This window comes from Asticcacaulis sp. AC460 (assembly GCF_000495795.1).
In the GTDB taxonomy this organism is placed as follows: domain Bacteria; phylum Pseudomonadota; class Alphaproteobacteria; order Caulobacterales; family Caulobacteraceae; genus Asticcacaulis.
In genome coordinates, this window is record NZ_AWGD01000041.1 from 1 (window position 1) to 13,375 (window position 13,375).

Here is a 13,375-nt window from a genome sequence, read left to right on the forward strand (position 1 = left end):
CCGAAGGGGTGGAGGGGTATCTTCCTTGCCCCACTCAAACGTCTCCAATTGACTTTAACCCCACGATCATGGAAGTGCCTCTTCCCCTTCTTCGGTACGCGTCCATGAAACCCATCAGCAAATCGACCAAGCTCGCCAACGTCCTCTACGACATCCGCGGCCCCATCATGGCCCGCGCCCGTCAGATGGAGGACGAAGGCCACAAACTGATCAAGCTGAACATCGGCAACCTGGCAGCCTTCGGTTTCGACGCGCCGGAAGAAGTCCAGTTGGACATGATCCGCAACCTGCCCAATTCGGCAGGCTATTCCGATTCCAAGGGCATCTTCGCGGCGCGCAAGGCCATCATGCACTATACCCAGTCGCAGGGCGTGCGCGGCGTCACCCTGGACGACATCTACCTGGGCAACGGCGCCTCGGACCTGATCGCGATGGCGACGAACGCCCTGCTGGACGACGGCGACGAACTGCTGCTGCCGGCGCCGGACTATCCCCTGTGGACGGCGGTGGCCAGCCTGTCGGGTGGCAAACCGGTCCACTATCTCTGCGACGAAAGCCAGGGCTGGGTCCCCGACCTGAACGACATCCGCGCCAAGATCACCCCGCGCACCAAGGGCATCGTGGTCATCAACCCCAACAACCCGACCGGCGTGGTCTACCCCGACCATATCCTGCACGAACTTATCACCATCGCGCGCGACCACGGCCTGGTCCTGCTGGCCGACGAAGTCTACGACAAGGTCCTGTACGACGACGTCAAACACACCGCCCTGGCCAGCCTGTCGACCGACGTCGTCACCCTCACCTTCAACTCGCTGTCGAAAAGCTACCGCGCCTGCGGCTACCGGGCGGGCTGGATGGTGGTGTCGGGCGACAAGGCCTCGGCGCGCGACTATATCGAAGGCCTCGACATGCTGGCCAATATGAAGCTGTGCGCCAATGTGCCGGGCCAGTGGGCGATCCAGACGGCCCTGGGCGGCTATCAAAGCATCAACGACCTGGTGCGCGAAGGCGGCCGGCTGCGGCAACAACGCGACCTGGCCTACGACCTGATCACAGCGATCCCAGGCGTGACCTGCGTCAAGCCCCAAGCGGCCCTGTACATGTTCCCGCGCCTGGATCCGGCGGTCTACCCGATCCAGGACGACCGGCAGTTCTTCCTGGCGCTTCTGGAAGCCACGCGGGTGATGCTGGTCCAGGGGACGGGCTTCAACTGGCCGTCGCCGGACCACTTCCGGATCGTGTTCCTGCCGCACGACTCGGACCTGCGCGAAGCCATCGGCCGCCTGGCCCGCTTCCTGGAAGACTACCGCGCGAAACAGGCCGCCTAGCCCCGACGCGTGACTTTCACTTCCTTCTCCTCCCTATCTTTGATGGGGAGGTGGCTAGCAAGCGAGGCCCCTTATGGGCCGACGCGCGTCGAGACGGAGGGGTCCTTTACTCAGGTCGCTCCCCGAACACCGGGCTGAACGTGCGCGGACACTTCCACGCGGACTTCAAAATGCCTAAATGGCAGGCAAACTTCGCCTCTACCGGGCGTCAGTAGGACATTTACGGGGGAGAAGGGCGATGAAACCAGTATTTTTTCTGGCGGCTGTCATTTTGGGTGCCGCTGGTGTTCCGGCATCTGCACAGGATGCGAACACGCTCGGACTGGGTGAGGTCGCTGTAACCTCGAACCGGAACAACGCCCGTTACGCTGAGCAAAACCGCCCTGTGGTCGGACTACGCCGGCAAGCCGATTCGGCGCTGATCCAAGTTTCATTTGCGTCGGACTCGCGTGACTACGCGACCCGTGAGCGCGAAATTCACGCCATGCTTCTCGCCGCGCTTGAACGCTCAGCGTCGTCCGGCGTCGAGCTCGTGACCGGAAATTTCGAGCTGACGCCGGTCACCAAGAAGACCTATATGGACTTGCCCTTGTCGTATGGGGGGCGCGTGGATACCAGCCAGACGACGGTGATGGTCAAGGTAAAGCTGTCCGGATCGGCCAGCGCCGCCGAACAGACCATCAACGCCTTTATCAAAGATATCCCAAAGACCGGGCGTGGCTCGATCGACAAGAAGGGAGATCTGACGCTGACCATCGTCAACCCTGACCAATATTGCGATACCATAGTGGCCCTCGTGGCCGATAATGCCCGGCACTATGCCGCCATGTTCGGCGCCGATTATGCGGTCCAGGTGACCGGGATCGACGGCCAGATAGACTGGTCGCAGGTCAGCAGCACGGAAGTGTTCCTGTATATTCCCTACCGCTATACCATCGTGCCCAAATGACTGGCCAAAGAACTGGGAGACACGGCATGAAAGCATTTATTCTGGCGGCCATCAGCAGTCTGACCCTGGTCGCCGGTCCTTTGTATGCGCAGGACGATGGCTACAGCGAAGTCGTCGTTGTCAGTGGCGTGCGGCGAAGCAGCCTCTCCGGGTCTGCCACGGCTGTTGTCGCGCCGCCTCCCGTCATAGGACTCAAGCGGCAGGCGGATTCGGCGGTACGCAACATCGAGATCGTCTCGGATTCGCGCGAGGAGGCGATGCGCCGGCAGGAAGTCCAAACCATGCTGTTTGACGCGATTGACCGCGCCAAACGCAATGGATTTACCCTGGTTACCGGGCAGTTCGAGCTCGTCGAAGTGACCAAAGCCAACTGGAAGGACCTGTTCCCGGGCCTTGCCGGCACTGAGGATTCGCAGGACGATGAGGACGACGACTCTTACGACGACGACGACGACAACCAACCGCCACCGGCGTTCGAAGATAGTGGCTCTATCATGGTCGTGCGCCTGAAGGTGAAGACAAAGCTGGATGGGTCCATCGGCAACGCGCAGCAGGCGATCGATAAGTTTGTGAAATCTGTCCCGGCGACCGGGCGCTCACAAATCGAGCAGACGGGCGGTCTGGCGCTGACCATTATCAATCCGGAGCAATATCGCGACGAAATTTATCGCCGTATCGCCGCAGGCGCCACGCATGCGATGAGTTTTTACGGAGCGGAGTACGGCCTTGATGTCACGGGTCTGGACAAGAGCATAGCCTGGAAACAAGTCAGCAATACCGAGGTTTTTCTCTACATTCCGTATGGGTTCTCAATAAAGAAATAGAGACGGTATTTTCACGGGCAGATCTTACCGGCAGGTCTTGGAAGACTTATCCGAAACTAAGTTGAGGGGTAAGCTGATAAGGGTCAGGGTCATTTGAGAAACGATGGCCCCAAGGTTTTGTGGACGTCCCATTCGGCATTCAGGGCTTCGAGCCTGTCGCTAGGGAAATTTCCTGCTCTGGCTTTCTGATACGAGGGGTCGCGCAGAAAGAAGCGGAGCTTCCACAATTCTGCCATCGCCAAGCCGAGGAGTTGTTTACGCTTTACCCGTGCCGAGGCCAGAATTTTCTCATTTCCTGTAATCGCATCCCCAGTTCCATAAGAACCACCTTCCAGAATTTCCAACAGCATCGTATGTTGCTGAGGCTGTGACGTTAGTGAAATGACGTGGCGGCCTGGCTCATCATACAGTGCGATCGTAGTACTAACGTTGTTCAAAACCGCGTTGCACAGCTCCAGAAGTTCAGTCTCCGGATCGTTGAACACATGAGTAATGCCAATCTCGACTGCGGTGTCTGCCAGAACGATGTATAGGTCGCTCCAGCCATAGCGCCGCAGAATAAAGCTAAAACCTATGTCTTCGCAGATGTCTGAAGGCGTTTTGGTCATTGATCCGGCTTGGAAAATTCAACACTAAAGATTTTGGTGACACCAATTCAACTACTCGTGTCCTGTCCGCCAGGCCACTGTTGTGCTGCATGAAGCACCCGGAGGACAAAAACCTTATGGGCGTCGAATGCGTAGATGACTATATAGTTGGGCCGAACGACCATTTCCCGCGTACCGGCAACTCGCCCGGGACGAAACAATTTTGGCCGGGCCCTTAGCTTCGCGAGCTTGGCTTCGATATCGTCCTTGAGACTCTGGGCGGCATCGGGATTGTCGTCGGAAATGTAATCAACAATGGCCAGAAGGTCGGCGCGGGCCGCCAGCCGCCATTCAAGCGCCAGCACGGCGCTTCCTGTCGATAAGCCGTTGGGCGTCATCCATGACCTGCTGATGGTCAACGCCCGGGCGTTCATCCTCAAGCGCCTCATGGACCTTGGCGCGAAACCAGGCGTCATAAGCTTCCGGCGTGGTTGTCAAGCCAGCAGGTAGTCCACCATCCTTTGCGACACGGGTCAGCAGAATACGAACGGCATCTGAGATGGTAAGGCCGACACTGGCCAGTTTTTCAGCAGCAACCGTCTTCAATTCGTCGTCCACCCGAACATGGAGCATCGACGTTTGGGCCATTGTCCTCTCCTCTTCCAACGCGGAAGTATGTCTCTCAAATGAGAGACGCGCAACCCTGTTTTGAGCCTCAACGGAAACTGCAATCTGGCGAAACCTCGGAATAAGTATTGGCCCCAGATAAGCGCAGATAAGAACAGATAGACGGTGTTAGCGCGCCACATCGCCCGCCGCTGCAGAGCTTTTCGAACCGGTGCAAATATTTCACGCGAAGACGCGAAGAAGAAACGATCAAACCCGCTTCGGCAGGGGAGGCAGACGATACGTTTGATGCGCTTTGCGCGGCAGCCGATGAAACACCGGCGCCGCCACATGCGCCATCCATCTGTTCTTATCTGTGCTTATCTGGGGCCAACCTTTCTTACCGTCATCCGTCACCGCCACAACCGGCGCGAAACAACCCCGAACACAATCCCGCCGCACCTCCCGTTCACTCTCGATCAATCTCAATGCGCTATCGAATCAAGCCATACTTCCATATGGATTTTTTGCGCCGCGGTAGTGCGTGTGATCGGTATCTGAGGACAGCCATAAGCCCAGCGTAATCCGGGCCTCGGCAGGAAAAAGGTGGGCACGTGACGGGCGCAAGGGGTGGATCTATACTATGCGCCGTGAGCCTGGCCGCCCTGCTGGCCGGTGCGGCGTCTGCCCAGCAAACTCCGCCGCCGGATGACATCGTCTCCGACGAAGCCTTCGAGGAAGCCCTTCCCACCCTCGACGCCACACCCGACACGCCAACCGAAACGCCACCACCGGCCGAACCGACGCCGCTGCCGTCACCGGACGCCACCATAACCGTCACGGAAACGGCCCCCACCCAAGCCGACGCCCTCCCCGCCGTCACCGTCGACGACCAGGAACTGGCCGCGCCCCTGCCCGCGCTCGAAGGCTACGACGTCCAGCCGCTCCAGGCGGCCGCCGAGCCCGACCGCGACCTGCCCGATATCCGCTACAGCCTCCAGGTCGACGGCCTGTGGGGCCGCATGAAGGACCGCTTCAAGGACCTCTCCGCCCTCGAACAGGGCGACGGCAAGGCCGCCAACACCGCCATGATCCGCGCCCGCGCCAATGAGGACGAAGCCCTCATCCTGCGCCTGCTCAAATCCGAAGGCTATTTCGACGGCTCGGTCATGACCACCCTGGCCCCCGTCACCGATCAGCCGGACCAGACCCGCGTCGCCATCACCGTCACCCCCGGCAACCTCTACCGCCTCAACGCCATCGACATCTCCGCCGAACCGACCACGCCGCCCGACCTGATCCGCCGCTCCCTGCCGCTCAAAAAGGACGACGGCATCGTCGCCGACACCGTCCTGGCCGCCGAGGCCAATGTCAGCCTGGAGATGCAGCGCAACGGCTACCCCTTCGCCAAGATCGGCGCCCGCGACATCGCCCTCGAAGAACTCACCCACACCGGCGACTACAAGCTCAAGGTCGACACCGGCGACCGCTCGCGCTTCGGCGGCTTCCGCAGCGACGGCGATATCGTCTTCCAACCCGACCATGTCGAGGTCCTGACGCGCTTTGAACGCGGCGAACTCTACGATAACCGCAAGGTCGACGACCTGCGCGAAGCCCTGGTCGCCACCGGACTTTTCTCCAGCGTCGGGGTCGAACCCGTCCCCACCGGCGAAAAGGCCGAGGACGGCACCGCCTATGTCGACCTGCTGGTCCACCAGCAAAAAGGCCCCAGCCGCACCCTGTCGGCCGAGGTCGGCTACAGCACCGGCGAAGGCTTCCAGGCCTCGGCCAGTTGGACCGACCGCAACCGCTTCCCGCCCGAAGGCGCCGTCATCTATACCGGCGTGCTCGGCACCCAGGAACAGGGCCTGTCGGCGACCTTCCGCCGCTCCAACGACAAGAAACGCGACCGCAGCACCCAGTTCGGCGTCAGCGCGGCGCACAATGTCTACGACGCCTACGACGCCAACACGGCCAGTCTCAACTACTCCCGCTCGCGCGTCTCGACGCCCCTGTGGCAGAAGGTGTGGACCTGGTCTTACGGCGCCGAAATCCTGGCCACCCAGGAAATCTCGACCGACCTGACCACCGGCGCCGCCACCACCAATGTCCGCGAAGTCTTCTACCTCGCCGACCTGCCGATCCGCATCGGCTACGACCGCTCCGACGACCTGCTCAATCCCACAAAGGGCTTTCGCCTCGGGCTCCAGACCACGCCGGAATTTGCCCTCGGCGGCAGCGGCGCCTCCAACGTCAAGACCATCGTCGACGGCAGTTATTACAAGGCGATCAACGAGAAGATGGTGGTCGCCGGCCGGGTCCGGCTCGGCACGCAACTGGGCGCCACCCTGGACCAGATCGCGCCGTCGCGGCGCATCTATGCCGGCGGCGGCGGTTCGGTGCGCGGCTTCGCCTATCAGGGCCTGGGGCCGCTGGACGCCAATGGCGACCCCACGGGCGGCCTGAGCCTCTTCGAAGCCTCGGTCGAACTTCGTTACCGCCTCGGTGATCTCGGCATCGTACCCTTTATCGACATCGGCCAGGCCTATCCGGAAGAGGTCCCCAGCTTCTCCGACCTGCGGGTCGGCGTCGGCGTCGGCGCCCGCCTCTACACCAATTTCGGCCCCATCCGCATCGACATCGCCATGCCGCTGAGCAAGCGCGATAACGAACCCCAGGTAGCGCTCTATGTCGGCATCGGCCAGGCTTTCTGAATATGGCCGAAACCCCGCCCGAAAAACCGAACCTCCGACAGCGCCTAAAGGCAGCGCATGGCCACGCCAACCGCCTCGGCCGTAACGCCGCCAACGAGGTCCATGGCCGCTGGAAGGCGCTCGACTGGCGCGAAGTCACCTGGTCGAAGGTGGCGCTCAACATCGCCATCCTGCTGGCCATCGTCGCGGCGATCATCGCCATCCTGCTGACCTCGCTGAACACCGCGCCCGGCCGGCGGCTGCTGATCGAATATGCCACCGGCATCAAGCTCAATTCCGGCCTGCAGATCGAGATCGAACGCATCGACGGCTCGCTGTATGGCGAAATGACCCTGCACAATGTCCGCGTCAAAGACCCCAAGGGCGTCTTCATCCAAAGCCCGATCATCCACCTCAACTGGCGCCCCTTCGGCGCGCTGAACAAACACGTCGATATCCGCGAATTCTCGACCCCGCGCATCGATGTCCTGCGCCAGCCGGCGCTGAACCCGTCCCAGGATCCCGAAAAAGACAAGGGTCCGCTGCTGCCCGACATCAAGATCGACATCGGCAAGGTCAAGGTCGACGCCATCAACCTGTCGCCCGAAATCACCGGCGAAGCCCGCACGCTCAGCCTCAACGGCGAGGCCCATCTGCTCAAACGCCGGGCCCACATCGTCGCCGATGCCCGCAGCACCGAAGGCGACCTGATCAATGTCCTGCTGGATGCCGTCCCCGACGACAACAAGCTCGACATCGAAGCCACCCTGCGCGCGCCGTCCGGTGGTCTGGTCGACGATATCCTGAAACTGGACGGCCCGGTTACCGCCTTTGTCGGCGGCAAGGGCGAATGGAAGCTGTGGCGCGGCAAGGCCACCGCCAGCCTCGGTGAACAGTCCCTGATGAACCTGGACCTGACGGCCCAGGACGGCACCTTCTTCGTCAAGGGCCCGGCCTATCCCGGTGTCTTCCTGACCGGCGAATCCGCCGCGCTATTTAAGCCCGCGGTCCAGGTCGACCTGACGGCCAAGGGCAAGGATCGCCGCTTCGACACCGACCTGAAACTGACCTCGAACGCCCTAAGCCTGACCGCCAAGGGTCTGGTCAACCTGGCCGGCAACCGCTTCGACAAGGTCGAGGCCCATCTGCGCCTGCTCGACCCGGACGCACTCGGCTACGGCTTTGCCGCCAGTGACCTCTATGCCGACCTGGTCATCGACGGCGAGTTCCGTCAGCCGCGCTTCGACTACGACGTCAAGGCGACGCGCTTCAATCTGGACACGCTGCGTCTGGTTGATTTCACCGCCCAGGGCACCTCGCGCGGCAGCGACGGCGTGGTCATCATCCCGGTCAATGCCCGCGCGACCGCCATTTCCGGCATTGACCCGCGAGTCGACCCGCTGTTGACCCAGCTGAAACTCGACGGCGATATCCGCATCGAAAACGGCCAGTTGACCAGCGACAATATCCGCCTGGTCTCCGACCGCGCCAAGGCCACCGGCTCCCTGCGCGGCAATACCCGCGACGGCGTCTACAACGCCGACGTCAAGGCCACCGTCAACAACTACACCATCGCCGAAATCGGCACGATGAACGTCTCGACCTCGGCGAAGATGACCTATCGCGACAAGCCCGGCTTCTCCATGCCAGGCTTCTCTATGAATGGCTCGGCCAATATCGTCACCACCCAATGGTCCCAGGACGCCGTCCGCGACATCATGGGCGGCAATGCCCGCCTGACCGGCAACTACGCCTGGTCGCCCAACGGCGTCTTCTCGTTCAGCAAGGTCAGCGGCAAGGCGCCGCTCTTCACCCTCGCCTCGGCCGATGGCAATTTCAACACCAAGGGCGCCATCACCCTGAAGGCCCTCGGCAGCTCACAAACCTACGGCCCGCTCGACCTGACCGCCAGCGGCACCTTCGACCGGCCCCAGGCCGTCCTGCGCGCCGCCAGCCCCGGCCTGGGCGTCGAGATGCGCGATGTCGTCGCCAACATCACCAGCGCGGAAGGCGGCTACGCCATCATCGGCGAAGGCAACAGCGCCTACGGTCCCTTCTCGGCCGACACGGTCATCCTGATCGGCAACGGTCCGCTGATCATCGACATCAAGACCGCCAGCTTCGCCGGCATCAACACCTCCGGTCGCCTGACCCAGACCGACGGCGGCCCATTTGCCGGCAACCTGGCGCTGGCCGGATCGGGCCTCAACGGCACCGCCATCCTCAGCAACAATGCCGGCGACCAGGCGGCGATCGTCAATGCCACCGGTTCGGGCGTGGTTATCCCCGGCGACATGAACATAAAGGTCGGCCGCGCCATCATCGCCGCCAACCTGGTCCTGCGCGACCAGCTCGAACTGACCGGCGACGTCCAGATGGCCAACGCCACCTGGCAGGACTTCAGCCTCGCCACCGGCCGCGCCAAGATCAACCTGAAGGGCGAAGCGGGCACCGTCCAGGCGGTCGCCACCGGCTCGGCCGCCGTGCCGTTCAATGTCGCGGTCAACGGCACGATCGCCCCCAACCTCTACACCGTCGCCGCCAAGGGCACCGCCAACGGGCTGCCCTTCACCCTCGAAAAGCCGGCACGTATCACGAAAGCCGGAAACGACTGGGTGTTGCAACCCACGAAACTCGTCATGGAGCAGGGCCGCATGGACCTGGCCGGCCGCTTCGGCGAAAAGCTCCAGATGCAGGCCCGCCTGCACAATATCGACCTGTCCGTCGTCAACCTGTTCAGCAACGACCTGGGCGTCGCCGGCCGCGCCGAAGGCTCGGTCGAATTCGCCCAGGTCGGCGGCGGCTTCCCGACCGCCCGCCTGGCGCTGAAGATCGACGACTTCTCGCGCACCTCCGCCGCCGTGGTCTCGACCCCGGTCGACATGACGGTCGACGCCCAACTCAACCCCAACCGTTCCGCCGCCTCCAACTATGTCCGCGCCGTGGTCCGTCAGGCCGGCAATGTCGTCGGCCGCGTCAATGCCGACCTGACGCCGTCCGGCGATGCCCGCTGGGTCGAAGCCCTGATGGACTCCGGCCTGTCGGGCGGCGTGCGCTACAACGGCCCGGCCGCCGTGCCCTTCTCCCTGGCCGGCCTGCCGCGTCAGAACCTGACCGGCGCCGTTGCCGTCGCCGCCGACATGTCCGGTCGCCTGCGCCAACCGCGCCTGAACGGGGTGATCAAGGGCACGTCGCTGACCTACGACAACGAAACCTTCGGCACCCGCATCACCTCCCTGGCCGTCGACGGCCGCTTCACCAATGACCGCCTCGAACTGACCAAACTGACCGGCCGCGCCGGCGCCGGCACCGTCTCCGGATCTGGCTGGCTCAGCCTCGCCGCCGAACAGCGCTTCCCCATGTCCATCCATGTCGACCTCGCCAATGCCCGGCTGGCACGCAGCGACACGGTCGACTCGACGGTCTCCGGCACGCTCGACATCACCAATTCGCAATCCGACGGGGCATGGGTCCGTGGTGATCTGATTCTGCCGCAACTCAAGTACGAAGTGGTCCGCCAGGGCGCCGCCCAGGTCAACGTCCTGGACGGAGTCCACAAGAAGGGCGTCGAGGACCAGCCCCAAGCCATCGATACGACAATTCCAGCATTATGGAATTTAAGCATTGGGGTCCGCGCCGACCGCCAGATTTTTGTCTCCGGGATGGGTCTCGATTCGGAATGGGAAATGGACCTGAAAGTCATCGGCACGACCCGCGATCCGCGCGTCGTCGGCCGGATGGAGGTGGTCCGGGGCAACTATACCTTTGCCGGCAAGGCTTTCGTCATCGACAACGGTAATATCATATTCGACGGCGGGCCTCTGGCCGACCCGGAAATCTCGATCCAGGCATCAGGCGACATGCAGGAAGTCAAGGGAATCATTAAGGTTTCCGGTTCGGCCCAGCGTCCGTCCCTGGCGTTCTCCTCGACCCCGGCCCTGCCCCAGGACGAGGTCCTGTCGCGGATGCTGTTCGGCGAAAGCGTCACCAACCTGTCGGCCACCGAAGCCCTGCAATTGGCCAGTGCTGTCAATGGCTTACGCGGCGGAACCGACTTCCTGAACCCGCTGGGCGCCCTGCGTTCAGCCACCGGCATCGACCGCCTGCGCCTGGTCGGGGCCGACACGGAAACCGGCCGCGGCACCTCGCTCGCTGCCGGTAAGTACCTGACAAGTAACGTTTATGTTGAGATCGTCACCGACACCAAGGGCTTCACCGCCACCCAACTCGAAGTCGCCCTGTCGCGCGCCCTGTCGGTCCTGTCCCAGGTCGGCAACCAGGGCACTGCCGTCAGCGTCAGGTATTCGAAGGATTACTAAGCGAATCCAACACCTTCTGCGCCATAACCTTGAACCGGGCGGCCATGTCGCCGTCCGGCTCCAGCGCCGTCAACGGCCGGCCGTCGTCGCAACCCGCCCGTAACGCAGGGTCCAGCGGCACCTCGCCCAGGAATGGCACCTTGACGCCATCGGCCAGACGCGCCGCCCCGCCGCGGCCGAAGATCTCGACCTCCGTGCCGTCGGGCGTCTTGAAAAACGCCATGTTTTCAACGACTCCCAGCACGGGAATGCTGGTCTTGCCGAACAATGTCACCGCCCGGCGGGCGTCCGACAGCGCCATTTCCTGAGGCGTCGAGACGATCACCGCGCCATCGATCAGGGTCTTCTGGGTCAGGGTCAATTGCACATCCCCCGTCCCCGGCGGCAGGTCGACTACCAGCACGTCCAGAGGCTGGCTTTCCGTACCCCACCGCGTCTGGGTCAACAGTTGCGTCAAGGCTTGCGACGCCATGGGTCCACGCCAGATCATGGCCTGGTCGGCATCGACCAAGAATCCGACGGAATTCACTTTTAAACCAAAGGCTTCCGGCGGCACCATCAGCTTGTCGGGACCGAATTCCGGCGGCCGGCGGACGCCCAAAAGCGTCGGTGCCGACGGCCCATAGATGTCGGCATCCAGAAACCCGACCCGCAAACCCAGTTGATGCAGACCAAGTGCAATCCCCAGGGACACGGTCGACTTGCCGACCCCGCCCTTGCCCGACCCGACCACGATCACCTGTTTGACATGGTCCGGCCGGTCATGGGCTACGGGGGCCGCCTTCTTGACCTGGTCCACCGCCTGCGGCGAAAGCCTTGCCTGGGCGGGCTTTGGCGGCGCCGGCGCCATCTCGGCCGTCAACACCACCTGCGCCTTGCGCACGCCCTCCAGACCCGCCAGCAGCTTTTCCGCCGCCAGCCGCACCGGTCCATAAGACGTCACCTTGTCCTGCGGCACTTCCAGCATGAAGCCGACCCGCTCGGGCGAGACGATCAACGCCCGCACCAGGCCGGCATCGCTCAGCCCCTGTCCGGTGCCGGGATCGATGATGGCATTGAGGGCGGTCAGGACCTGGTCGCGGTCTAACATGGACGGGACTCGTTTCGTTGGCTAATAGGGCGTTGACATAGGCGCTCAGGCCTCCGCTTTAAAGTAGAAAATGTCAGAAAGAGACCCGCCCATCTATCTGCTGGCCGGACCGACCGCCTCGGGCAAGTCGGCCAAGGCGCTTGCCTGGGCGCAGGAAACCGGCGGGATCATCCTCAATGCCGACTCGATGCAGCTTTATGGCGACGTCCCGATCCTGACGGCGCGGCCGACGCAAGACGATATGACCCAGGCGGAACACTTCCTTTACGGTCACCTCGGACCGCAGGTTTTATGGTCAGCCGGCGAGTGGCTGCGCGCCACCCAGCCCTACCTCGATGCCGCCCTGAACGACGGTCCGCCGGTGTGCGTGGTGGGTGGTACGGGGCTCTATTTCAACAGCCTGGTCTTCGGCCTGGCCGAGATCCCTGAGATCGGCGAACTGGCCCGCACCACCGCCCGCGACACCTACGACGTGCTCGGCGAAACCGCCTTCCGCGACCTGCTGCGCCAGCATGACCCGAAGGCCGAACGTCGCATTTTCCCGAACGATCGCCAGCGCCTGGCCCGAGCCTACGAAGTCTTCCTGCACACGGGCACACCACTAACCCATTGGCAAGACAAGACAAAACCGGCCATTCCGAAAAATTCCTATAAACTGGAAGTATTATATCCCGACCGCGAAGACCTCTACGCGCGGTGTGATGCGCGGCTGCAGATCATGCTGGACCAGGGCGCCCTGGACGAGGTCCGCGACCTGATGGGCCAGGGTCTGCGTGATGAGTGGCCGATCATGCGGGTGCTGGGTCTGCGGGAATTTTCCGCCTACCTGAAGGGCGAGATGACGCTCGACGCGGCGCTGTCCCAGGCCCGGCAGATGACCCGCAATTACGCCAAGCGCCAGACCACCTGGTTCCGCAACCAGTTCCCGGAGGCAGGCTTGCGCCCCTGACGGTTCGGCGGTAGTTTGGTATGCGAT

General features: G+C 62.8%; 10 protein-coding genes. 6 read left to right on the forward strand and 4 right to left on the reverse strand.

The window, feature by feature from the left end:
• Positions 1-104: 104 nt before the first annotated feature.
• The 3 genes from ABAC460_RS45880 (at position 105) to ABAC460_RS45885 (ending at position 3,104) form a co-directional block, all read left to right on the forward strand.
• The gene (locus tag ABAC460_RS45880; protein ID WP_023455627.1) at positions 105-1,331 is read left to right on the forward strand and encodes a pyridoxal phosphate-dependent aminotransferase; all 1,227 of its coding nucleotides are present in this window, start codon (positions 105-107) and stop codon (positions 1,329-1,331) included.
• Positions 1,332-1,569: 238 nt separating this feature from the next.
• Positions 1,570-2,280, forward strand: coding sequence for a hypothetical protein (locus ABAC460_RS0125270; protein WP_031237473.1), 711 nt, complete (start codon positions 1,570-1,572; stop codon positions 2,278-2,280).
• A 26-nt stretch (positions 2,281-2,306) separates the two neighbouring features.
• Entirely contained in the window at positions 2,307-3,104 is a 798-nt protein-coding gene (locus ABAC460_RS45885; protein WP_023455629.1) for a hypothetical protein, read from the forward strand.
• A gap of 89 nt (positions 3,105-3,193) precedes the next feature.
• On the opposite strand, the gene ABAC460_RS45890 is transcribed toward ABAC460_RS45885, so the two are convergent.
• From ABAC460_RS45890 to ABAC460_RS45900, 3 genes are read right to left on the reverse strand one after another with little or no spacing between them, the layout of a single operon-like run.
• Positions 3,194-3,712 (reverse strand): hypothetical protein, encoded by a 519-nt coding sequence (locus tag ABAC460_RS45890; RefSeq protein ID WP_023455630.1) that lies wholly within the window; start codon positions 3,710-3,712, stop codon positions 3,194-3,196.
• Positions 3,713-3,759: 47 nt separating this feature from the next.
• Positions 3,760-4,056 (reverse strand): type II toxin-antitoxin system RelE/ParE family toxin, encoded by a 297-nt coding sequence (locus ABAC460_RS45895; protein ID WP_023455631.1) that lies wholly within the window; start codon positions 4,054-4,056, stop codon positions 3,760-3,762.
• A complete protein-coding gene (locus ABAC460_RS45900; RefSeq protein WP_023455632.1) occupies positions 4,043-4,339 on the reverse strand; it encodes a type II toxin-antitoxin system RelB/DinJ family antitoxin in 297 nt (98 codons plus the stop codon). Before ABAC460_RS45900 ends, ABAC460_RS45895 begins: the two co-directional genes overlap by 14 nt.
• A 608-nt stretch (positions 4,340-4,947) precedes the next feature.
• On the opposite strand from ABAC460_RS45900, the gene ABAC460_RS45905 reads away from it, so the two are divergent.
• The gene (locus ABAC460_RS45905) at positions 4,948-7,011 is read left to right on the forward strand and encodes an autotransporter assembly complex protein TamA (protein WP_023455633.1); all 2,064 of its coding nucleotides are present in this window, start codon (positions 4,948-4,950) and stop codon (positions 7,009-7,011) included.
• A gap of 2 nt (positions 7,012-7,013) precedes the next feature.
• Entirely contained in the window at positions 7,014-11,309 is a 4,296-nt protein-coding gene (locus tag ABAC460_RS45910) for a translocation/assembly module TamB domain-containing protein (RefSeq protein ID WP_023455634.1), read from the forward strand.
• Here the strand turns inward: ABAC460_RS45910 and ABAC460_RS45915 are convergent.
• Positions 11,287-12,399, reverse strand: coding sequence for an Mrp/NBP35 family ATP-binding protein (locus tag ABAC460_RS45915; RefSeq protein WP_023455635.1), 1,113 nt, complete (start codon positions 12,397-12,399; stop codon positions 11,287-11,289). The two genes, ABAC460_RS45910 and ABAC460_RS45915, sit on opposite strands and share 23 nt — an antisense overlap.
• Before the next feature lie 70 nt (positions 12,400-12,469).
• Here ABAC460_RS45915 and miaA point away from each other — a divergent pair, with 70 nt between their 5' ends.
• On the forward strand, positions 12,470-13,348 hold the full coding sequence (gene miaA / locus ABAC460_RS45920) for a tRNA (adenosine(37)-N6)-dimethylallyltransferase MiaA (protein ID WP_023455636.1): 879 nt from the start codon (positions 12,470-12,472) through the stop codon (positions 13,346-13,348).
• Positions 13,349-13,375 lie beyond the last annotated feature (27 nt).

What these genes read in the sequence shown, in the direction of transcription:
- ABAC460_RS45880 (WP_023455627.1), top strand. Translation starts at nt 105, where the DNA reads ATGAAACCCATCAGCAAATCGACCAAGCTCGCCAACGTCCTCTACGAC.
- ABAC460_RS0125270 (WP_031237473.1), top strand. Translation starts at nt 1,570, where the DNA reads ATGAAACCAGTATTTTTTCTGGCGGCTGTCATTTTGGGTGCCGCTGGT.
- ABAC460_RS45885 (WP_023455629.1), top strand. Translation starts at nt 2,307, where the DNA reads ATGAAAGCATTTATTCTGGCGGCCATCAGCAGTCTGACCCTGGTCGCC.
- ABAC460_RS45890 (WP_023455630.1), bottom strand. Translation starts at nt 3,712, where the DNA reads ATGACCAAAACGCCTTCAGACATCTGCGAAGACATAGGTTTTAGCTTT.
- ABAC460_RS45900 (WP_023455632.1), bottom strand. Translation starts at nt 4,339, where the DNA reads ATGGCCCAAACGTCGATGCTCCATGTTCGGGTGGACGACGAATTGAAG.
- ABAC460_RS45910 (WP_023455634.1), top strand. Translation starts at nt 7,014, where the DNA reads ATGGCCGAAACCCCGCCCGAAAAACCGAACCTCCGACAGCGCCTAAAG.
- ABAC460_RS45915 (WP_023455635.1), bottom strand. Translation starts at nt 12,399, where the DNA reads ATGTTAGACCGCGACCAGGTCCTGACCGCCCTCAATGCCATCATCGAT.
- miaA (WP_023455636.1), top strand. Translation starts at nt 12,470, where the DNA reads ATGTCAGAAAGAGACCCGCCCATCTATCTGCTGGCCGGACCGACCGCC.